Genomic DNA, 19,972 nt, shown 5'->3' with positions numbered 1-19,972 from the left:
GATGGTCGGCCGGTCGGCCGGCATCGCGGGGCGGCTGGGCCAGTTCGCCCTGCGCCTGATGCTGGCCCGCTACCTCATCGTCAGCATCGGCGCCCTGTGTGTCGATACCGCCCTGTTCCTGGCCTTGTCGCAATGGCTGATGCCGGCCGGATGGGCTGCGTTTCTGGGCTATGCCACGGGCCTGCTGGTCCATTGGTCGCTGTCGGTGCGCTTCGTCTTCGGCGACGGCGCCCGACCGCCCAGCCATGGCCAGCGCGCCAGCTTCGTCCTGAGCGGGCTGATCGGCCTGGCCCTGACCGTGGGCACGGTCTCGGCGCTCGGCGCCGTCGGCACGCCAGCCGCGCTGGCCAAGGCGATGGCCGTGCTGGTCAGTTTCACCACCGTCTATCTGGTGCGCAAACATGTCGTCTTCGCTCGCTCCTGAACCCGTCCTGCCCATCCGCAGCGGCGGATTGACGGCATCGACCGGACCACTCCTGCCGCTCGTCGGCATGTGGGCCGTCTACGCGGTCGCGATGCTGCTCGTGTTCCACGCGGAAATCGCGCAGCTGATGTTCATGGACACCGACGACGCCATGCGCCTGCAACAGGTGCGGGACTGGATCGGCGGGCAGGGCTGGTTCGACATCAGCCAGCACCGCATCAATCCGCCCACCGGCGGCCCGATGCACTGGTCGCGCCTGGTCGACATGCCGATCGCGGCGATCATCCTGCTTGCCCGTCCGCTGGTCGGGCAGCCGCTCGCCGAGATACTCGCCTGCGCCATCGTGCCACTGCTGACGCTCGGCGCGCTGTGCCTGGCGACGTTCCGGGCCGCACGGCTGCTGCTGACGCCGGTACCGGCCTTGCTCGTGATCGCGCTGCTGCTGCTCACCCCGACCATCCTGATCCAGTTCACGCCGATGCGGATCGATCATCATGGCTGGCAGATTTTGATGGCGACGATCGCGCTGGGCGGCGCACTCGATCCGCAGCGGGGTCGGGGCGGACTGCTCGCCGGGCTTGCGATCGCGACCTGGCTCCAGATTTCGACGGAGTCGCTGCCCTATGCCGCCCTGTTCGGCGCCCTGTTCGTCCTGCGTCATGTCATCGACGCCCGCGAAAGCGTCCGCCTGACCGCCTATGCCGCTGCCCTCGCGGGTGCCGCGCTGCTGCTGCTGCTCGTCACCCATGGAACGTCCGCGCTCGTCCAGTCGCAGTGCGACGGGTTGTCCGCCGTCTATGCGTGGCCGCTGGCGCTGTTCGCCCTGGTCGTGGTTGCCGGAAGCCGCTTTCCGGCCGGCGACCATGCCGTCTCGCGCCTGATGGCGCCCGCCCTCGGCGGCATGGTCGCGCTCGGCGCACTGCTATGGCTCGGCGCGGACTGCCTGACCGCTGGTCCCTTCCACCAGCTTACCCCGCTGGCTTATGAACAATGGTATATGCGGGTGATGGAAGGACGGCCTCTGTGGGAACAGACGCTGTCGATCGCGGGCGTCAGCCTGTTGCCCTCGCTGTTCGGCCTGGGTGCGACGGCGGCGGCGGCATGGATGGCGCGGGACGCGGAGGCACGGACGCAATGGCTGGTCATGGCGGCATTGCTGCTGGGCGCGCTGATCATGTCCGCCATGGTCATGCGCGCGATGACCGTCGCCCATGTCTTCGCGCTGCCCGGCACGGTCTGGCTGCTGGTCACACTGTTCCATCGCATCCGGGCGCTGGGCAGCGCTCCGCTGCGCGTGCTGATGTCGGTCGCGCTGGCGTTGCTGACCCCGGCCAGCCTGGCCTCCGTCTGGGCCACCCTTGCCGAATCGGCGGAACCCAGCGTGCCGATCAAGAAGGATAATTGTCGTTCACCAGCCACGCTGGCGCCGCTGCGCGCGCTGCCGCCATCGCTGCTGTTCGCGCCGCTCGACATCGGCCCGGACATATTGGTCCACACGGCCCATTCGGTCGTGGGCACGGGTCATCATCGCAATGTCATCGGCATCAACGCCGTCACCCATGCCTTCCTCGCCGCGCCGGACGATGCGCGCGCCGACGTGATGGGGGTGAAGGCCGGCCGGGGCGCCGACTATCTGGTGATGTGCGCCCGCATGAACGAAATTCTGCTCTACACGCAGAGCGGCCACGACAGCCTTGCCACCCGGCTTTCGCGCAACCAGACCCCCGACTGGCTGGAGCGGCTGCCCGCCACGCCGCCGCTGCGCATCTACCGCGTCAGGAAGGACTGAAGGCGAGCGCCACGCCGTTCATGCAATAGCGCTTGCCCGTGGGCCGTGGCCCGTCGTCGAACACATGGCCCAGATGCCCGCCGCAGCGCGCGCAATGCACTTCGGTGCGGGGATAGCCCAGCGCGAAGTCGCGGCTGGTGCCGACCGCCTTGGGCAGCGCCGCCCAGAAACTGGGCCAGCCGGTGCCGCTGTCGAACTTGGTCCTGGAACTGAACAGCCTCTGCCCGCAGCCGGCGCAGGAAAAGATGCCGGCGCGATGCTCCTTGTTGAGCGGGCTGCTCCCCGGATATTCGGTCGCTTCCTGCCGCAGCACCTTATAGGCCCAGGGGCTGAGCTTCCGGCGCCACTCGGCATCGGTCAGCCGGTAGGGATAGGCCGGTTCCGCCTGCGCGGGACCAAATCGCCACAGCGCCAGCGCAGCCGCGCCGGTCGCGACGCCACCCAGGAAATGCCGCCGGTTCATGGCGCGAGCCTTAACCGCATCAGCCTGTCGCGGGCCTGAACAGCGTCTTCCACCAGCGCCCGCCCGACTGCATCACATGGCGGCGGAACAGCAGGACGCCCACCCGGATGATGAGCGCGACGAACGTCGCCTGCCAGACCAGCGCGACGAGATGCGGCCACAAGGTCGCGTCCTGCGCGGCGCGGGCGATCATCGCGAAGGGCGAGCTGAAGGGGAAGATGCAGGCCGCGACCTCCGCCGGGGAACCCATGTGATCGACTGCATAGCTGGCGAAGAAGAAGATCAGCATCTGCCCCATGGTGATCGGCATGTTGAGCGTCTGCACCTCGCGCACCGTCGCCGCCTGCGCGCCGATCCCCAGGAACAGCGACCCGAGCAGCGTGTAGGCCATGGCGAAATAGAGTATCGCCAGCGCCAGGAAGACTGGCCAGCCCACCGCCGGCGCGGGCAGGGCGGTGGCGCCGCCCCCCAGCGCCAGGAAGATGGCGAAGGCGGTGCCGCCCCAGAAGGCGATGCCGACGAAGCTCATCGCCAGCATCGCCATCAGCTTGCCCAGGAAAATCGCGTCGATCGGCACGGCGGCTGCCAGTATCTCTATGATCTTGTTAGTTTTTTCCTCGACCAGATTGGACAGGATCATGCCCGCCAGCAAAATGGTGAGGAAGAACATCACCACCTGCGCGATGCGGCCGATCACCAGCCGCGCCTGCGCCTGCGCGCCCAGGCTGGTGGCGACCTCCTGCCGTTCGACCTGAACCAGGCGCAGCGTCCGCTCCGCCTTGGCCGCGCTGGAAATCAGGCTGAGGTCGCCCTGCAATCGGTCCAGATCCTGCGCCTTGCCGGTCAGCACCGGGTGGGAAATGGTGCCGGAAAGGATCGCCACCACTTCCGAATCGGCGCGGGCGAGCTGGACGCGGGGACTGGGCGTGGTTGGCACCCGCTGGAGCCGGGGCAGCGCCTGCTCGCCCATGCGCTCGGTCAGGCGCCGGTGCGCCCGTGCCAGCGCCGCGCTGTCCTGCGGCGCCATCGCGACGCCGACGATCGGGCGAAGGTCGGTGCTGGAGATTTTCTCGCCCAGCCCGCCGAAAGCGAAGCCGATCAGGATCGGCAGCAGCGGCCCGAGCAGGAACAATATGAAGGTGCGCGACAGCACGACGGCGGTGAAGTCCCGCCGCGCGATGACATAGGCGGCGCGCCACAATTCCTTCATGCGTCCTCCTCCGGCGCGTCATCCTGTTGCATCTGCTTCGCCGCCGCCGCGCCGGCGATGGCGACGAACGCGTCGTGCAGGCCGGGCCGCTCGATCGACAGGCTCTCGATTCCCGCCTGCCCGTCGATCAGCGCGCGCAGCAGCGGCTCGATCCCTTCGTCGGGCAGGGCGAAATGCCACGCGCCTTCCTCCGCCATGGTGTCGGGCGGCAGCGCGCGGCGCCAGCCGCCGTCGCTCGTGCGGGTGCGCAGGCGCACCTGCGCGCGCAGTTGGTCGCGGGCCTGCGCCGGCGTGCCCTCGAACCGGATGCGACCGCCCGCGATGATGGCGATGCGCTCGCACAGCCGCTCGGCATGGGCGATGACATGGGTGGAAAAGAGGATGGTGACGCCGTTTCGCGCCTGTTCGCGGATCAGCGCCTCCAGCTTCTCCTGGTTGATCGCGTCCAGGCCCGAAAAGGGCTCGTCCAGCACGATCAGGCGCGGCTGGTGGACGATGGTGCCGAACAGCTGCACCGTCTGGGCCATGCCCTTGGACAATTGCCGGATCGGCTTGTCGATCGACGCGCCCATGCCATGGCCCTCCAGCATCGCCTTCGCCCGCTCGCGCCCCACTTTCAGTGGCAGGCCGCGCAGCGCGCCCATGAAGGCGATCGCTTCAAACGCCTTCATCGACGGGTAGAGGCCGCGTTCCTCCGGCAGGTAGCCGACCGCGCGCGCCATGCGCAGCGGCTGCTCCGCGCCCAGCAGGCGGCGATGCCCCTCGTCCGGGTCGACGATGCCCAGCAGCGTGCGCAGCAACGTGGTCTTGCCCGCGCCATTGGGGCCGAGGACGCCATAGATGGATCCGGCGGGCACCGCGATGTCGACCCCGTCGACCGCGCGGAAACTGCCGAATGTCTTGACAAGCCCATGGCCTTCGACGGCATAGGCGGGGTTCGGGGCGGCCGCTGGAGCGGAGGACGATGCCGGAGTGTCGCCGATCATCCCGCCCTGATAGTCTGGACCCATGCCCGTGGAAACCGAAACCTTGGCCGAAACCCTGGAACAGCGGCTGAAGGCGCAGGCGCTGCGGCTGGGCTTCGCCGCCTGCCGCATCGCGCCCGCCGATGTCGCGCCCAGGGCGGGGGAAAGGCTGCGCCAGTGGCTGGATGCAGGCCATCATGGCGATATGCTGTGGATGGAGGAACGCGCGCAGCAGCGCGGGTCGCCCAAAGCGCTGTGGCCCGACGTGCGCAGCGTCATCATGCTGGGGATGAGCTATGCGCCGGGGCGCGATCCGCTGGCGCTGGCGGACGTGCCGGACCGGGCGCGCTTTTCGGTCTATGCGCAGGGCAAGGATTATCATGACGTCGTCAAGAAGGCATTGAAGGCGCTCGCCCGCTGGCTGGTGGAGCAGCAGCCCAGCGCGTTGAAGGTCTTCGTGGATACCGCGCCGGTGATGGAAAAGCCGCTGGCACAGGGCGGGGGGCTGGGCTGGCAGGGCAAGCACAGCAACCTCGTCAGCCGCGACCATGGCAGCTGGCTGTTTCTGGGGGCGATCTATAGCGAACTGGCGCTGGAGGCCGACGGGCCGGAGCGCGACCATTGCGGCAGTTGCACCGCCTGTCACGCCGCCTGCCCAACCGATGCCTTCCCGGCGCCCTATATGGTGGATGCGCGGCGTTGCATCTCCTACCTCACCATCGAGCATAAGGGGCCGATCCCGGAGGAGCTGCGCGCCGGGATCGGCAACCGCGTCTATGGCTGCGACGATTGTCTGGCGGTCTGCCCGTGGAACAAGTTCGCCGATACGGCGGCGGCCAACCGGGCCTTCGTCGGCCGGGCGGAACTGGCCGCGCCCGCAATCGGCGACCTGCTCGATCTGGACGACGCCACCTTCCGCGAGATTTTCTCCGGCTCCCCGATCAAGCGCATCGGCCGCAACCGCATGGTCCGCAACGCCGCCATCGCGGCAGGCAATAGCGGCGACGCAAGGCTGCTGGGCCGGTTGCAGGCGCTGGTGCAAGACGAAGACCCGGTGGTTGCGGAGGCTGCGCGATGGGCGATTGGCAAGCTGTCGGGCTAAGGCGGCGCGGTCGGTCCTCCGCTTGCGACCAGAGGCGGACAGTCAAGCGCGGTGCGACGCCGCTCGAACGCGGCCATCCCATATTACCGTCACCCCAGCGACCCGAAGGGCGGCCGAAGGCCAACGCGGGAACCGCTCGCCTGACCTCGCCGCGCGCGCAGCTTTGGGCAGATGGCCCTGCTTCCGGATGATCGAAATTTCGCGCGGAAACACCAAAGATGCGGAACAAGAAAATGGCGCCCCCGGTTCGCCCATCCTATTCCCCTTCCAATGTAGGATTTCCTCTGATCTATCCTGTGCGATGGATCAGCACGTCTTCCCCCGTCCATGATGACCCCGCCGACGCGCAGCCGTGACCCACATGACGCGTCGCTGGCACGCGACAGGCGCGTCATCGTGACCCACCCGACGCGCAAGAGGCGCGTCACCGGCGCGTGGATGACGCGTGGGTGGCGCGACCTTGCCCAAAAACCCAAGAAATGCGTCGGGAAAAATACCAGCGACGGTGTGAACTTCGCCACCGTGACCCTGTCGGTGCGCCTATTTCGCCTGCAACGCGGTCGCGCAGGCGGCCGGATCGACATCCGTTCCCGACGGCGACCGGGCATCGACATGCGTCACCACCGGCTCCTTCCCCCGCGCCGGGGCGTAGAGATAGGCGTCCAGCACGCAGCGGCCATTGGCGAATTGCAGCTTGCGCACGGTCGTCTCGCGAATGTCGAGCCGGGGCGCGCCGAACATCTGCGTCAGCCTGCGCGCGTCCGATCCCAGCAGCGGCCCCTGTTTCAGGAAAGCGCTGGCGGGCGGGCCGGGCGGGGGCGCGACCGGCGCGCCGGGCGGGACGATCGTACCCGCCCCGCAGGCGGCCAGCGGCAGCGCCAGCAGCGCGGCGAAGCCGGAGCGCAAGCTCATGCGGAGGTCTTTCGTCCAAGCAGCATATGGACCGCCATAGCCGCGCTGAAGATCGGCGCAAGCAGGTTGGCGACCGGCACCAGGAAGAATATCGCCGAAACGAGGCCCATGAGCCACCGGCCGCTGCGCGACAAGGGCGGCAGGGCGGGATGACGCGGCTCGACCATGTCGGCCATGTCGCGGCCGAGCAGATAGGCGTTCAGCGCCAGGAACAGCCCGATCGTCCCCACCCCCGTCACCATCAGCAGGATATAGGCAGGCAGGGCGGCGAGGTTCCAGCCGATCGTGCGGCCGATCGAGCGGAGCGCGAAGCGCAGGCTGCGCGCCCAGCCGACCGGCCGGGCGTCGGCATGGGGATAATCGGCGCGTTCGACCGCCTCGATGATGTCGTCGGCGAACAGGCCCATCACCGCCATCGCCGTCGCCCGGAACAGCAGCCATCCCGCCGCGACCAGGATCAGCGCGGTCGCGCCGGCCTCCGCAGCGCCGCCCCAGGCCCCGTTCACCCCCCAGCCGAAATGCAGCCGCAGCGCATGGAGCGCGGCCCACAGCGCGGCGGCGAGCAGGGCGAACAGCAGCAGCGTCAGGATCAGCGTCTTGCCCATCAGGCGCAGCGCGGCGCCGTGGAAGATGGACGGAAAGGCGCGCAGGGCGGCGGTCAGGACCATGGCCCTGCTATCCTCCCGCCCGGCTCCCCCGTCAATCGGCGCGCGGTCGATCGGCGCCGTTGCATGGCGCTGCCCGGCCCGATAAAGACGGCGAAATTTTATTGGCTTCACCAGACAAGGATATTGCGTGACCGCTTCCGCACCCGCTCTTGACGTCGTCGCGATCGGCAACGCCATCGTCGACGTTCTCGCCCGCAGCGACGACGCCTTCCTGGCCGAACATGCGCTGACCAAGGGCGGGATGCAGCTGATCGACGCCGCCATGGCCGAAACCCTTTATGCCGACATGCCCCAGGCAAAGGAAATCAGCGGCGGGTCGGCCGCCAACACGCTGGCGGGGCTGGCCGCGCTGGGCAAGAAATGCGGCTTCATCGGCCAGGTCAACGACGACCAGCTGGGCGCGGTGTTCGCGCATGACGTGCGCGCGCTCGGCATCCGCTTCGACACGCCGGTGATGAGCGGTGACGTGCCGACCGCGCGCTGCCTGATCCTGGTGACGCCCGACGCGCAGCGGACGATGAACACCTTTCTGGGCGCGTCGCAGTTCCTGCCCGAAGCGGCGCTCGACCTCGACATGATCCGCTCGGCCGGCATCCTCTATCTCGAAGGCTATCTGTGGGACCCCGAGCAGCCGCGCGCGGCGATGCGGGCGGCGATCGACGCAGCGCGCGGCGCGGGCCGCAAGGTCGCCTTCACCCTGTCCGACAATTTCGTGATCGACCGGCATCGCGCCGACTTCATCGACCTGATCGACAATGGCCGGATCGACATCCTCTTCTCCAACGAAGGCGAGATCCAGTCGCTCGCGCAGGTCGATGATTTCGAAGCGGCGCTGGCCCGCTTCGCCGACAAGGTGCCGGTGCTGGTGTCGACCCGCAGCGAAAAGGGCGCGGTCGCCATCGTCGGTGGCGTGCGCCATGAAGCGCCCGCCGCGCCGGTCTCGCAGATCATCGACACGACCGGCGCTGGCGACCTGTTCGCCTCGGGCTTCCTCGCCGCCCATATCGACGGCCGCAGCGTCGCCGACGCGCTGGCGCTGGGCGCGGCCGCGGCGGCCGAAGTGATCTCGCACTGGGGCGCGCGCCCCGAAGAGGATCTGGGCGTGATCCGCGACAGGCTGTTCGCCTGATGCACGAAGGCCCGCTTCTCCCTTGAGAGGCGGGCCTTTCGCTCAGTCCGCCTTCTGCTTGCGGAACAGGGCGCGGTCGTCCGACCCGAAGCCCCAGCGCCAGATGACGAGGCCATAGGCGGCCAGGATCGCCCAGATGCCGACCGCCAGCTCGACCCATTCCAGGCGCGGCGGCAGTGCGACGAAGCCGGCGCCGACAATGCAGGCGACACCCGCTGCGCTCATCAGCGGCCAGCGCCAGGCGTTGATCGGCGCGCCCAGCAGGCGCGAAAGCAGCCGCGCCTTGACGAAGGCGCCCACGCCCAGCGCCAGACACAGCGCCAGCGCCGGCGCCGCCGCGACCCACATCACCGGCAGGTCCATCTCCCGCGCGGCCAGGATCAGCGCAAAGCTGAACCCCGCCTGCAACCCGATCATGACGAGCGAGATCATCAGGTTGCGGTGGCGGGCGATATAGACCAGCGCCGATTCGCTGACCACCGCCGTCGCCGCGACGACTTCGGCCAGCAGCAGGAAGGCGAGCGCCCCGGTGCCGCCGACGAAATGCGGCCCGACCAGGCCCATCACCGCTTCGCCGGGAATGCCCAGCGCCAGCGCGATGCCCGCCTGGGCGGCGATGATCCAGAATCCGACCTGGCTGACCTGCTTGGCGATCGCCGCGAGATTCTTTTCAGCGAGGTTCCGGGTAATGACCGGCCCCAGGATCGGGTCGAAGCTGGTCTTCAATTTCTGCGGCAGCGACGCGACCTGCTGCGCCACATAATAGATGCCGATCACCGCCGGGCTGACGAAGAGGCCCAGGATCGCCATGTCGAGCCGGCGCGATCCCCATTCGACGCCGTCCGCCGCGGCGAGCGGCAGGTTGCGGCGCGCCAGCCGCCAGAGCCGGCCGCGATCGGGTCGCCAGCCGCGCGGCCGGCCATAATGGCGCGCCAGCGGAATGATGGACGCCACCAGCGCGGCGATCATCGACACCGCATAGGCCAGGATCAGGCCGTCGCGGGTCGAATAGAAGGCGAAGGCGAAGGCGCCGATGCTGATCGTCCAGGGCTCGATGATCGATCGCGCCCGCACGGTCGCGCCGACATCGAAGCGATAGGCGCAGGCCGCCAGCGCCACGTCTGATCCTGCCACCGCGATGACCACCAGCGCCAGCAGCCGGTCGAGGCCGTTGACGTTGCTGTTGGGGAACATCGCGTGGGGGAAGGCGACGAGGATCGCCGATCCGATCAGCGCCGCGAGCAGGGTGACGATCATGGCGTCGGTCACGACATGGGCATGAGGTCGCTCGGTCTGGCTGAGCGCTCCGGCAAGGCCGCGCTTCAGTCCCAGCGTCGCGATCTGGGCGACGAATTCCACCACCAGCACGGCATAGGCGAAGCGCCCCAGCGCATCGGCGCCGTACCAGCGACCGGCGATGAACAGGAAGGGCAGGCGCGCGGCGAGGCGCAGCAGGAAGCCGAAGACATTGGTCCGCCCGCCCTTGGCCAGGGCGGCGATGTCATCCCGCTCCTGGGCAGGCCCATCCTGGGCCAGACCGTGGGGCAATGATGCCTCCCTCGCCGAAATCGCCTCTTCTCCCTGCGTCATTGGTTCGTATCGATTCTAGATGTTATGCAGCGAATGCGCGACGGCTCATTCGGGCCGCAGCGGGCGGGCCAGCAGCGCGTCGATGACCTGGCCCAACGGCGCAGCGTCGGCCAGCAGAGCGCACACCGCCTCCACCACCGGCATTTCCACCCCCGCCGCGCGCGCGGCGTCGCGCAGCACCGGCGCGGTATGCGCGCCTTCCGCCACGGTGCGGCGGTTGGACAGCAGGTCGGCCGCGCTCGCCCCTTCGCCCAGCCCCTTGCCCAGCGAGAAGTTGCGCGAATTGGTCGAAGAACAGGTCAGGACGAGATCGCCCAGGCCCGAAAGACCGCCCAGCGTTTCTGCCCGCGCGCCGCGCGCCAGGCCGAAGCGGGTCATTTCGGCGAACCCGCGCGAAATCAGCGCCGCGCGGGCATTCAGGCCAAGCCCTGCTCCTTCGGCCACGCCGCAGGCGATGGCGAGCACATTCTTGACCGCGCCGCCAATCTCCGCGCCGATCACGTCGTCCGACAGATAGGGGCGGAAGGAGGGGCGGGCGATGCGGGCGGCCAGCCGCTGGCCGAGTTCCTTGTCCTCGCAGGCGAGCGTGATGGCGGTCGGCAGCCCCTTGGCGACTTCATGCGCGAAGGTCGGGCCGGACAGCACGGCGATGGGCGAGCCGGGCTGTGCCTGCTGCGAGACTTCGGACATGAGCAGGCTGGAGCCTGCCTCTATCCCTTTGGAGCAGAGCACGAGCGGCACGCCGGCGGGCGCTTGCGCTACCACGCTGCGCAGATGCTGGGCCGGGCTGACCACCAATAGCATCTCGCATGTTCCCAGGTCCGTCATCGCGCCAGTGGCGCGGATCGAGGGCGAAAGCGGGATATTGGGCAGGTAGAGCGGATTTCCGTGCCCGCGATTGATCGCGTCGACCACGTCCGGCTCCAGCGCCCACAGCGCCACGTCCTGACCGTCGCTGGCCAGCAGTTGCGCCAGAGCCGTGCCCCAGGCGCCCGCGCCGATGACTCCCGCCTTCATGCCTTCACGCCCCTCATGCCTTGACTCCGGCGCCACGCGCCTTTTCCGCCGCCGGGTCGAGCGGCCAGCGCGGCCGGGCGGGAACGGTGAGATCGTCCACCAGCCCCGCCGCATAGCGCTCGGCCCCGGCCCAGGCGATCATCGCCGCATTGTCGGTGCACAGCCACAGCGGCGGCGCGACGAAGGGCAGGCCATGATCGGCGGCGAGCCGTTCGAGCGCGGCGCGGATCGGCTGGTTCGCGGCGACGCCGCCCGCCACGACCAGCGCGGTCACGCCCTCGCTCCGCCCCAGCGCGCGGCGGGTGCGGTCGATCAGACAGTCGATCACCGCCTGCTGGAAGGAGGCGGCAATGTCTTCGGTGGAATATTGGCCGGACTGGACCGCGCGCATCACCGCGCTCTTGAGGCCCGCGAAGGAGAAATGCGGTTCGGCCGTGCCGACCAGCGGCCGCGGCAGCGGCACCGCTTTCGCATTGCCAAGCGCCGCCGCCTTTTCCACCTGCGGGCCGCCGGGATAACCTAGGCCCAGCAGCTTGGCGGTCTTGTCGAAGGCTTCGCCCGCCGCATCGTCGATCGTGGTGGCGAGCCGGGCATAGTCGCCCGGCCCCTTCACATGAAGCAGCTGGCAATGGCCGCCCGACACGAGCAGCAGCAGATAGGGGAACTGGAGCGTCGGGTCGGCCAGCCGTGGCGACAGCGCATGGCCCTCCAGATGGTTGACCGCCACCAGCGGCTTGCCCGCCGCATGGGCCAGCGCCTTGCCGGTGACGAGGCCGACCATCACGCCGCCGATCAGGCCCGGCCCGGCGGTGGCGGCGATGACGTCCACCTCGCCAAGCGTCATCTTCGCATCAGCCAGCGCCGCCTCGATCAGCGGGCTGAGCGCTTCTACATGGGCGCGGGCGGCTATTTCGGGCACGACGCCGCCATAGGGGCGGTGCGCCTCTTCCTGCGTCGCGAGTCGATGCGCGAGAATCCGGCCGTCGGCCGTCACCAGCGCCGCCGCGGTTTCGTCGCAGCTCGATTCCAGGCCGAGGATGATTGTCATTGCCGCTTCCATCTAATGGTCGTGGCCATTAGAGCAAGCCGCATATGCTTTTCACCGATCGACCGTTGCGCCTGGGCACCAGGGGATCGCCGCTGGCGCTGGCCCAGGCCCATATGGCCGCGCAGGCCTTGCGCGCCGCCCATGGCTGGGGCGAGGACGCCATCGAAATCGTCACCGTACAGACCAGCGGCGACCGGATACAGGATCGCGCGCTGGCCGACATTGGCGGCAAGGCGCTGTGGACCAAGGAACTGGACCGCGCACTGTTTGCGGGCGAGATCGACTTTGCGGTGCACAGCATGAAGGATGTGGAGACGCTGCGCCCGCAGGCTTTCCGCATCGCCGCGATGCTGCCGCGCGCCGATGTGCGCGACAAGCTGGTCGGCGCGAAGAGCTTCGCCGCGCTGCCGGCCGATCCGCTGGTCGGCACCAGTTCGCCGCGCCGCGCTGCGCAGGTGAAAAGGTTGCGGCCCGACGCCGCCATCACCCTGTTCCGCGGCAATGTGGCGACGCGCCTCGCCAAGCTGGCGGCGGGCGAGGTTCATGCCACGCTGCTGGCGGCGGCGGGGCTCGACCGGCTGGACCAGGGCGAAGTCGGCACGCTGATCCCGATCGAGACGATGTTGCCCGCCCCGTCGCAGGGGGCGGTGGGGATAGAGGCGCTGGCCGACAACCGCCCGGTGCTGGAAGCATTGGCGGCGATCGACGACCGTGCCACCCATGACGCGGTGATGGCGGAACGGGCGGTGCTGCGCGGGCTCGGCGGCACCTGCCATTCGCCGATCGCGGCGCTGGCGCTGGTGGAGGGCGACGGCATCTTCCTGCGTGCCGAGATCATCAGCCCGGACGGTGCCGAGACGGTACGGGAAGAAGCCCGGCTGGCACGCGGGGACGAGGCGGCGGCCGAGGCGATCGGCCGGCTGCTGCTCGATCGGGCCAGCCCGGCCCTGCGATCCCTGTTCGTGGGTTCCGGGCCGGGGGCGTGAGGCGCGTCCTGATCCTGCGGCCCGAGCCGGCGGCGGGCAGGACGGCGGCCAGGGCGGCGACGCTGGGGATGGACGCGCGTGTGCATCCGCTGTTCGCGCCGCAGCCGGTCGACTGGACCCCGCCGCCGATCGACAATTTCGATGCCCTGCTGCTCACCAGCGCCAATGGGGCGCGGCTCGCTGGGGCGGAGCTGGCGCGCTACCGGGGGCTGCCCGCCTATGCGGTCGGCGCGGCGACCGCGCAGGCGCTTTACGACGCAGGCTTTGCCGCCGTGAACATCGGGGCCGGCGACGGCAGCGCCATCGCGGCGCGGATCGCCGCCGACGGGCATGAACGGGTGTTGCATCTGGCCGGCACCACCGTCGCGCCGATGGCGTCGGGCACGCTCCGGATCAGCCGGGTCGCGGTCTACAGCATGGCCAGCCTGCCGCCCGATCCCGCCCTGCCGGACGACGCCGTGGCGGGATCGATCCTGTTGGTCCATTCCCCGCGCGCGGGGGAAAGGCTGGCGGCGCAGTTGCCGGAGGCACGGCGCGCAGCGCTGCACCTCGTCGCGATCAGCCCGGCGGCGCTGGCCGCCTGCGGTCCGGGCTGGGCCAGCGCGCAGGCGCCCGCCCGTCCGCAGGATGACGAGATGCTGGCCCTCGCCCTGCGTTTGTGCGAAGGACATGCGCAATGACGGACGAAAGGGTCAGCATGAGCGACGGGGATGGGGTGGGCAGCACGACCGTGACGCCGCCCCCTGAGCGCCGCCGCAGCCTTTTGCCCATGCTGATCCTGATGCTGCTGGCCTTTGCCCTGGGGGTCGCGCTGACCGTCTGGGCCTGGCCTCAGGTCCAGCGCCGCTGGGGCACGCCGCAGGTTCAGCCCGTCGCCAGCCTGCCCATGCCGGGCGGCTCCATGGCCACCGTACAGCCGCGCCCGCTGACCGCCGATGCGGCGCAGATGCTCGACGGCCGCGTCGTCCAGCTGGAGGAGCGGCTGACCCGCATCACGGTGGAGGCACAGGCGGCGTCGGCCAATGCGGCGCGCGCCGAAGGGCTGCTGGTCGCCTTCGCCGCGCGGCGCGCGCTCGATAATGGCGCGCCGCTCGGCTATATCGAAGGGCAGTTGCGGCTGCGTTTCGGTCAGGCGCAGCCCCGCGCCGTCGCCACCATCATCAATGCCGCGCGCGAACCGGTGACGCTGGAGGATCTGCGCGCCGGGCTGTCCGATATCGGCCATGCGCTGACGACGCCGCCCGCCGATGCGGGCTGGTGGACGGCGCTGGAGCATGAGGCGCGCGCGCTGGTCACGATCCGCAAGGCGTCCACGCCCTCGCCCCGGCCCGAGGCGGCCTATGACCGTGCGCTGCGCTATCTCGCCGGGGGGCGGGTAAGCGCCGCGCTGGCCGAGGTGGAACATATGCCGGGCCGGTCCGTTGCCGAACGCTGGGTGCAGATGGCCCGGCGCTACATGGAAGCCCGCCGCGCACTCGACCTGATCGAGACCGCCGCGATCCTGGAACCGCGCACCCTGCGCAGCACGGAGGGCGCGCCGGTCGCCCAGACATCGCCGCTCGCGCCCTGAACCCCTGTCACAAACGACGAATCGTTGATCCGGTGAGGTGAAACCGATGGACGTGTCGGGCGTTTGTCACGACAATGTCATCTTTTCCGCTCCGGCACGCCGGTGCGGGGTCCAGGGATATTCGTCGTCGTGCCGCCTTACGCCCAATCCGTCAGCACATTCTGGAAGGATCGCCTCGCGCCGGGGCCACGCGCTGCCGCGCTTCCTCCGGTGCAACAGTTGCTGGGCAATTTGTCGGTGCCCTTCGACCTCGCGCGGACGAAAGCGCAGGCGGCGATGCTGGCCGGCGGTATGCGCGGCGACGGGCGCAGCATCTTGCTCATACCCGGCCTGCTGGCGTCGGAACAGCGCATGGGCTGGCTGCGCGATATCCTGGCCGCCGCCGGCTATGATGCCCATGACTGGGGGATGGGGCGCAATTTCGGTCCGAAACCCGACAGTCTCGACCGGATCGACCGCCGCGTCGACGCGATCCGCGAGAAGAGTGACGGCCCGGTGACGCTCGTCGGCTGGAGCCTGGGCGGCCTCTATGCCCGCGAATATGCGAAGTTCGCTTGCGCCAAGGTCGGCGGCGTGGTCACGATGGGCACGCCCTTCTCCGGCGACCCGCGCGCCAACCATGCCTGGCGCCTCTATCAGCTCGTATCGGGCTTCCCGGTCGATCGCCCGCCCTTTCCCTGCACCCGCGAGGAAAAGCCGCCAGTGCCGACCGTTGCGCTCTGGTCGCGACGCGACGGCGTGATCCTGCCGGAATGCGCCAGGGGGCGCGCTGGCGAGCGCGACCGCGCGATCGAGGTCGACTGCACCCATATGGGCTTCGCCGCCGCACCCGAAGGCATCGCCGCCGTCGGCAAGGCGCTGGAGGCGATCCGGTCCTGAACGCGACCGCCGGTGGCGCCTTATCGGCCCAACCGCGCCAACGCTTCGTCCCGCCCGATCAGCGGCAATAACTGCGCCATGTCCGGCCCATGATCCAGCCCGGTGAGCGCCCGGCGGAGCGGCAGGAACAATGCCTTGCCCTTGCGCCCCGTCTCGTCTTTCAGCGCCCCGGTCAACGTGCGCCAGATTTCGGCGTCGAAGGGCGCGTCCGACAGGATGCGATGCGCGGCGGCGAGGAAATCGCGATCCGCCGCGTCCGGTGACGGCGCGTCGACCGGCCCGGTGACGATGCGCCACCAGTCGGCTGCGCCCGCGACCGTCTCCAGATTGGGGCGGATCGCGGCCCAGGCGGCTTCATCGACGCCTGTGGGCAGCCGATCGGCGACGGCGTCGTAGGGCAGGAGATGGACGATCTTCTGGTTCAGGCTTGCCAGTTCGCCCTCGTCGAAGCGCGCGGGCGCGCGGCCGAAATGACCGAAGTCGAAACTGTCGATCAGTGGCTGCATGTCCGCAAACGGCTCGACGGGCATCGAACTACCCAGCCGCGCCAGCAGAGACGCGATCGCCATCGGCTCCAGCCCGATCTCGCGGAAATGGGCGACGCCCAGCGATCCCAGCCGCTTGGACAGCTTGCCTTCGCTGCCGGTCAGCAGCGCCTCATGCGCGAACTGCGGCAGCGACGCGCCGAGCGCGGCGAACATCTGGATCTGGGTTGCGGTGTTGGACACATGATCCTCGCCGCGCAGCACATGGGTAACGCCCATGTCGACATCGTCGATGACCGATGGGAGCATGTAGAGCCAGCTGCCGTCGGCGCGGCGGATGACGGGATCGGACAGCAATCTGGGATCGAAGCGCTGCTCGCCCCGGATCAGGTCGGTCCAGACGATCGGCCGGTCATGGTCCAGTTTGAAACGCCAGTGCGGCGTGCGGCCTTCTGCTTCATGGGCCGCGATCTGGTCGGCGGTCAGCGACAGTGCGGCGCGGTCATAGACGGGCGGCAGCCCGCGGCCGAGCAGGATCTTGCGGCGCAGGTCCAGTTCCTGGCTCGTCTCATAGGCCGGATAGACATGGCCGGACGCCCTGAGCGCCTCGAACCGCGCCTCATAGAGGGCGAAGCGCTCGGACTGCTTCTCCTCGCCGTCCTGGTTGAGGCCGAGCCAGGCCAGGTCCGCCTTGATCGATTCGGCATATTCGGGGCGCGAACGCTCCAGGTCGGTATCGTCCAGACGCAGCAGGAAGCGGCCGCCGGACTTCCTCGCCCACAGCCAGTTGTGGAGCGCGGCGCGGATATTGCCGACATGGAGATGGCCGGTCGGAGAGGGGGCGAAGCGGGTGATGACGGTCATGAATATCCCTACGCCGTTCGCCCTGAGCCTGTCGAAGGGCTGCACTTTTTTCAAGAAAGAACAGGGCTTCGACAGGCTCAGCCCGAACGGTCTTCAAACTCAGATGGTCCGAAAACCGTTGGTGATCGGATAGCGGCGGTCGCGGCCGAAATTGCGGATGCCCAGCTTCACGCCCGGCGGCGACTGGCGGCGCTTATATTCGGCGATATAGAGCAGCCGCTCGATCCGCGCGACAGTCTCCTTCTCGAAGCCGCGCCCGACCAGTTCGTCGACCGACAATTCCTCCTCGACCAGGCCGTAGAGGATCGGATCCAGTATCTCATAGGGCGGCAGGCTGTCGTCGTCGCGCTGGTTGTCGCGCAATTCGGCGCTCGGCGGCTTGGTGATGACGCGCTCGGGCATCACCGGACCGGCCGGGCCATAGCCAAGCCCAAGCGACGGCACATTCTCGTTGCGCCAGCGGCACAGGTCGAAGACGGTCGTCTTGTAGGCGTCCTTCAGCACCGAATAGCCGCCCGCCATGTCGCCATAGATGGTGGCATAGCCGACCGACATCTCGCTCTTGTTGCCGGTGGTGAGCAGCATATGGCCATATTTGTTGGACAGGGCCATCAGCGTCACGCCCCGGATGCGCGACTGGATATTCTCCTCGGTCAGGTCGCGCGCACGGCCCTCGAAGACGGAGGCGAGCATCGTGTCGAACGCCGCGACGGCGGGTTCGATCGGGATGCTGTCATACCGGACGCCGAGCAGGCGCGCGCACGCGACCGCATCGTCCAGGCTCTCCTGGCTCGTGAAGCGCGACGGCATCATCACGCACCACACGCGGTCGGCGCCCAGCGCATCGACCGCGACGGCGGCGGAGAGCGCCGAATCGATGCCCCCTGAAAGCCCCAGCACCACGCCCGGAAAGCGGTTGCGGTTCACATAGTCGCGCAGGCCCAGCACCATGGCGTTGTAGATGTCGGCCGGGCGGTCATCCAGTTCATGCTTTTCGCCGGGCAGGCAGACCCACTGGCCGTCCCACTTTTCCCAGCTGGTCAGCACCAGCGCCTCCTCCCAGTCGGGCAATTGCTGCGCCAGGCTGAAATCGGCGTTCATGACGAAGGAGGCGCCGTCGAACACCAGCTCGTCCTGACCGCCGACGCGGTTCAGATAGATGAGCGGCAGGCCGGTTTCGCGCACGCGCGTGCCCGCCACGGCGTTCAGCCGACGATCGTCCTTGTCCACTTCATAGGGGCTGCCATTGGGGCTGATCAATATTTCCGCGCCCTCGGCCCGAAGATGCGCGGTGACGAAGGGAAACCAGATATCCTCGCAGATCGGCACGCCGATCTTCACGCCCCGGAAGTCGATCGGCGCGGGCAGGGGGCCGGGGGCGAACAGGCGCTTTTCGTCGAATGTCCCGTAATTGGGCAACTCGCGCTTCTGCCGGATTGCGGTGACGGCGCCATTTTCCAGCAGCGCGACGACATTGAACAGCACCCCTTGCGAGGCGACGACGGTGCCGACCAGCATCGCCGGGCCGCCATCGGCGGTCTCCTGCGCCAGCCGGTCCAGCTGGTAATTGGCCTGCGTGACCAGCGCGGGCTTAAGCACGAGATCCTCGGGCGGATAGCCGATCAGCTGGAGTTCGGGATAGACGATCAGGTCCGCACCCCTGGCCCGGTCGCGCCATGCCAGCATGGCGTCGGCATTGGCCTTCAGGTCGCCCACGGACTGGGTCATCTGCGCGAGCGCGATCACGAGTTTGTCGGTCATGTGCCGCGCCCTAGTCCATTTTTAAGGCTGGCGCAAAAGCGCCTTTCCACATCGGACCGGCGCCGCTAAAGGGGCCGCGTTTCGCGCATCGTCACCAATTCGTCACAGGGGTTTTCTTCATGAAACTCATGACCGGCAATTCCAACAAGCCGCTTGCGGCCGCCATCGCCGACTATATCGAAATCCCCCTGACCGACGCCAGCGTCCGCCGCTTCGCGGACGAGGAAGTTTTCGTTGAAATTCATGAGAATGTCCGTGGCGAGGACGTGTTCGTGATCCAGTCGACGGCCTATCCGACCAACGACAATCTGATGGAATTGCTGATCATGATCGATGCGCTCAAGCGCGCGTCGGCCAAGCGAATCACCGCCGTCGTCCCCTATTTCGGCTATGCCCGCCAGGACCGGAAGCCCGGCCCCCGCACCCCGATCAGCGCCAAGCTGGTCGCCAACCTCATCACCACCGCCGGGGCCGACCGTGTCCTCTCGGTCGATCTGCACGCCGGGCAGATCCAGGGCTTCTTCGACATTCCGACCGACAATCTGTTCGGCGCGCCGGTGATGTCGGCCGACATCCAGGCCCGCTTCGGCGACAGGAACATCATGGTCGTGTCGCCTGACGTCGGCGGCGTGGTGCGCGCGCGCGCGCTGGCCAAGCGGCTCGACAACGCCCCGCTCGCCATCGTCGACAAGCGCCGCGAGCGCGCCGGCGAATCCGAAGTCATGAACATCATCGGCGACGTGAAGGGCCGCTTCTGCATCCTGATCGACGATATCGTCGATTCGGCCGGCACGCTCTGCAACGCCGCCGCCGCACTCAAGGCGGCTGGCGCCGAGGATGTCATTGCCTATGTCAGCCATGGCGTGCTGTCGGGCGGCGCGGTCGCCCGCGTCGAGGCGTCGGAGTTGCTGGAACTGGTCATCACCGACTCGATCCAGGGCACCGACGCGGTGATCGGCGCCCAGCGAATCCGCCACCTGCCCATCGCCCCCCTGCTGGGCGAAGCGATCAAGCGCATCGCCGACGAAAGCTCGGTCTCCAGCCTGTTCGACTAGAAGGACATCGGGCTGGCGGCGCCTGTCGGTCGCCAGCCTGTCGGATCGGGGAAGA

The 19,972-nt window shown here is 68.7% G+C and carries 19 protein-coding genes; 9 read left to right on the top strand and 10 right to left on the bottom strand.

All coding sequences use genetic code 11. The features are described 5' to 3' along the window. Position 1: 1 nt before the first annotated feature. Both A7Q26_RS22475 and A7Q26_RS22470 read left to right on the top strand, forming a co-directional pair. Positions 2–424: a GtrA family protein gene (locus tag A7Q26_RS22475; protein WP_066864780.1), complete on the top strand. Its 423-nt coding sequence runs from the start codon at positions 2–4 to the stop codon at positions 422–424. Further along, the gene (locus A7Q26_RS22470; protein ID WP_198163021.1) at positions 402–2,213 is read left to right on the top strand and encodes a hypothetical protein; all 1,812 of its coding nucleotides are present in this window, start codon (positions 402–404) and stop codon (positions 2,211–2,213) included. Before A7Q26_RS22475 ends, A7Q26_RS22470 begins: the two co-directional genes overlap by 23 nt. On the opposite strand, the gene msrB is transcribed toward A7Q26_RS22470, so the two are convergent. Genes msrB through A7Q26_RS22455 form a run of 3 tightly spaced genes read right to left on the bottom strand, consistent with a single transcriptional unit; the run spans position 2,200 to position 4,872 of the window. Continuing rightward, entirely contained in the window at positions 2,200–2,676 is a 477-nt protein-coding gene (gene msrB, locus A7Q26_RS22465; RefSeq protein ID WP_066864777.1) for a peptide-methionine (R)-S-oxide reductase MsrB, read from the bottom strand. The two genes, A7Q26_RS22470 and msrB, sit on opposite strands and share 14 nt — an antisense overlap. Positions 2,677–2,695: 19 nt before the next feature. After that, positions 2,696–3,886 carry an ABC transporter permease gene (locus A7Q26_RS22460; protein ID WP_066864774.1) on the bottom strand — a complete coding sequence of 397 codons (1,191 nt, stop codon included), beginning with the start codon at positions 3,884–3,886 and terminating at the stop codon, positions 2,696–2,698. Beyond that, positions 3,883–4,872 (bottom strand): ABC transporter ATP-binding protein, encoded by a 990-nt coding sequence (locus A7Q26_RS22455; RefSeq protein WP_066865310.1) that lies wholly within the window; start codon positions 4,870–4,872, stop codon positions 3,883–3,885. Before A7Q26_RS22455 ends, A7Q26_RS22460 begins: the two co-directional genes overlap by 4 nt. 55 nt (positions 4,873–4,927) lie before the next feature. Here A7Q26_RS22455 and queG point away from each other — a divergent pair, with 55 nt between their 5' ends. Further along, positions 4,928–5,953, top strand: a complete 1,026-nt coding sequence (queG, locus tag A7Q26_RS22450; protein ID WP_443018183.1) for a tRNA epoxyqueuosine(34) reductase QueG — start codon at positions 4,928–4,930, stop codon at positions 5,951–5,953. 540 nt (positions 5,954–6,493) lie between these two features. Here queG and A7Q26_RS22445 read toward each other — a convergent pair. After that, on the bottom strand, positions 6,494–6,865 hold the full coding sequence (locus A7Q26_RS22445) for a hypothetical protein (protein ID WP_066864769.1): 372 nt from the start codon (positions 6,863–6,865) through the stop codon (positions 6,494–6,496). Further along, positions 6,862–7,533 (bottom strand): EI24 domain-containing protein, encoded by a 672-nt coding sequence (locus A7Q26_RS22440; RefSeq protein WP_066864766.1) that lies wholly within the window; start codon positions 7,531–7,533, stop codon positions 6,862–6,864. Before A7Q26_RS22440 ends, A7Q26_RS22445 begins: the two co-directional genes overlap by 4 nt. A 127-nt stretch (positions 7,534–7,660) precedes the next feature. Between A7Q26_RS22440 and A7Q26_RS22435 the strand changes: the two genes are divergently transcribed. Next, positions 7,661–8,662 carry an adenosine kinase gene (locus A7Q26_RS22435; protein WP_066864762.1) on the top strand — a complete coding sequence of 334 codons (1,002 nt, stop codon included), beginning with the start codon at positions 7,661–7,663 and terminating at the stop codon, positions 8,660–8,662. A 42-nt stretch (positions 8,663–8,704) separates the two neighbouring features. On the opposite strand, the gene A7Q26_RS22430 is transcribed toward A7Q26_RS22435, so the two are convergent. Genes A7Q26_RS22430 through tsaD form a run of 3 tightly spaced genes read right to left on the bottom strand, consistent with a single transcriptional unit; the run spans position 8,705 to position 12,317 of the window. Then, positions 8,705–10,252 (bottom strand): lipopolysaccharide biosynthesis protein, encoded by a 1,548-nt coding sequence (locus tag A7Q26_RS22430; RefSeq protein WP_443018179.1) that lies wholly within the window; start codon positions 10,250–10,252, stop codon positions 8,705–8,707. 45 nt (positions 10,253–10,297) lie between these two features. Next, complete coding sequence (locus A7Q26_RS22425) at positions 10,298–11,269, bottom strand: NAD(P)H-dependent glycerol-3-phosphate dehydrogenase (RefSeq protein ID WP_066864759.1); 972 nt, start codon at positions 11,267–11,269, stop codon at positions 10,298–10,300. Between the two features lie 13 nt (positions 11,270–11,282). Then, entirely contained in the window at positions 11,283–12,317 is a 1,035-nt protein-coding gene (tsaD, locus tag A7Q26_RS22420) for a tRNA (adenosine(37)-N6)-threonylcarbamoyltransferase complex transferase subunit TsaD (protein ID WP_066865305.1), read from the bottom strand. A gap of 44 nt (positions 12,318–12,361) precedes the next feature. Here tsaD and hemC point away from each other — a divergent pair, with 44 nt between their 5' ends. The 4 genes from hemC (at position 12,362) to A7Q26_RS22400 (ending at position 15,752) form a co-directional block, all read left to right on the top strand. After that, positions 12,362–13,303, top strand: coding sequence for a hydroxymethylbilane synthase (gene hemC, locus A7Q26_RS22415; protein WP_066864756.1), 942 nt, complete (start codon positions 12,362–12,364; stop codon positions 13,301–13,303). Then, on the top strand, positions 13,300–13,983 hold the full coding sequence (locus A7Q26_RS22410) for a uroporphyrinogen-III synthase (protein ID WP_066864753.1): 684 nt from the start codon (positions 13,300–13,302) through the stop codon (positions 13,981–13,983). The genes hemC and A7Q26_RS22410 overlap by 4 nt, the downstream gene beginning before the upstream one ends. Continuing rightward, positions 13,980–14,873 carry a hypothetical protein gene (locus A7Q26_RS22405; RefSeq protein ID WP_232313895.1) on the top strand — a complete coding sequence of 298 codons (894 nt, stop codon included), beginning with the start codon at positions 13,980–13,982 and terminating at the stop codon, positions 14,871–14,873. Before A7Q26_RS22410 ends, A7Q26_RS22405 begins: the two co-directional genes overlap by 4 nt. 129 nt (positions 14,874–15,002) lie before the next feature. Continuing rightward, on the top strand, positions 15,003–15,752 hold the full coding sequence (locus A7Q26_RS22400; protein ID WP_066864750.1) for an esterase/lipase family protein: 750 nt from the start codon (positions 15,003–15,005) through the stop codon (positions 15,750–15,752). A gap of 20 nt (positions 15,753–15,772) precedes the next feature. Here the strand turns inward: A7Q26_RS22400 and gltX are convergent, their stop codons facing one another. Further along, positions 15,773–17,101 carry a glutamate--tRNA ligase gene (gene gltX, locus A7Q26_RS22395; RefSeq protein ID WP_066864747.1) on the bottom strand — a complete coding sequence of 443 codons (1,329 nt, stop codon included), beginning with the start codon at positions 17,099–17,101 and terminating at the stop codon, positions 15,773–15,775. A 99-nt stretch (positions 17,102–17,200) separates the two neighbouring features. Further along, positions 17,201–18,862 carry an NAD+ synthase gene (locus A7Q26_RS22390; RefSeq protein WP_066864744.1) on the bottom strand — a complete coding sequence of 554 codons (1,662 nt, stop codon included), beginning with the start codon at positions 18,860–18,862 and terminating at the stop codon, positions 17,201–17,203. A 119-nt stretch (positions 18,863–18,981) separates the two neighbouring features. On the opposite strand from A7Q26_RS22390, the gene A7Q26_RS22385 reads away from it, so the two are divergent. Then, positions 18,982–19,917 (top strand): ribose-phosphate pyrophosphokinase, encoded by a 936-nt coding sequence (locus A7Q26_RS22385; protein WP_066864741.1) that lies wholly within the window; start codon positions 18,982–18,984, stop codon positions 19,915–19,917. Positions 19,918–19,972: the final 55 nt, after the last annotated feature.

Source organism: Sphingobium sp. TCM1 (assembly GCF_001650725.1).
In the GTDB taxonomy this organism is placed as follows: domain Bacteria; phylum Pseudomonadota; class Alphaproteobacteria; order Sphingomonadales; family Sphingomonadaceae; genus Sphingobium.
This window is presented reverse-complemented; position numbering and strand designations above follow the sequence as displayed.

Excerpts from the sequence above, each read along its gene's own strand:
- hemC (WP_066864756.1), top strand. The coding sequence starts at position 12,362 with ATGCTTTTCACCGATCGACCGTTGCGCCTGGGCACCAGGGGATCGCCG.
- A7Q26_RS22445 (WP_066864769.1), bottom strand. The coding sequence starts at position 6,865 with ATGAGCTTGCGCTCCGGCTTCGCCGCGCTGCTGGCGCTGCCGCTGGCC.
- A7Q26_RS22385 (WP_066864741.1), top strand. The coding sequence starts at position 18,982 with ATGAAACTCATGACCGGCAATTCCAACAAGCCGCTTGCGGCCGCCATC.
- A7Q26_RS22390 (WP_066864744.1), bottom strand. The coding sequence starts at position 18,862 with ATGACCGACAAACTCGTGATCGCGCTCGCGCAGATGACCCAGTCCGTG.
- msrB (WP_066864777.1), bottom strand. The coding sequence starts at position 2,676 with ATGAACCGGCGGCATTTCCTGGGTGGCGTCGCGACCGGCGCGGCTGCG.
- A7Q26_RS22430 (WP_443018179.1), bottom strand. The coding sequence starts at position 10,252 with ATGACGCAGGGAGAAGAGGCGATTTCGGCGAGGGAGGCATCATTGCCC.
- A7Q26_RS22470 (WP_198163021.1), top strand. The coding sequence starts at position 402 with ATGTCGTCTTCGCTCGCTCCTGAACCCGTCCTGCCCATCCGCAGCGGC.
- A7Q26_RS22440 (WP_066864766.1), bottom strand. The coding sequence starts at position 7,533 with ATGGTCCTGACCGCCGCCCTGCGCGCCTTTCCGTCCATCTTCCACGGC.
- A7Q26_RS22460 (WP_066864774.1), bottom strand. The coding sequence starts at position 3,886 with ATGAAGGAATTGTGGCGCGCCGCCTATGTCATCGCGCGGCGGGACTTC.
- A7Q26_RS22405 (WP_232313895.1), top strand. The coding sequence starts at position 13,980 with ATGACGGACGAAAGGGTCAGCATGAGCGACGGGGATGGGGTGGGCAGC.
- A7Q26_RS22425 (WP_066864759.1), bottom strand. The coding sequence starts at position 11,269 with ATGAAGGCGGGAGTCATCGGCGCGGGCGCCTGGGGCACGGCTCTGGCG.
- A7Q26_RS22475 (WP_066864780.1), top strand. The coding sequence starts at position 2 with ATGGTCGGCCGGTCGGCCGGCATCGCGGGGCGGCTGGGCCAGTTCGCC.
- tsaD (WP_066865305.1), bottom strand. The coding sequence starts at position 12,317 with ATGACAATCATCCTCGGCCTGGAATCGAGCTGCGACGAAACCGCGGCG.
- gltX (WP_066864747.1), bottom strand. The coding sequence starts at position 17,101 with ATGACCGTCATCACCCGCTTCGCCCCCTCTCCGACCGGCCATCTCCAT.
- A7Q26_RS22455 (WP_066865310.1), bottom strand. The coding sequence starts at position 4,872 with ATGATCGGCGACACTCCGGCATCGTCCTCCGCTCCAGCGGCCGCCCCG.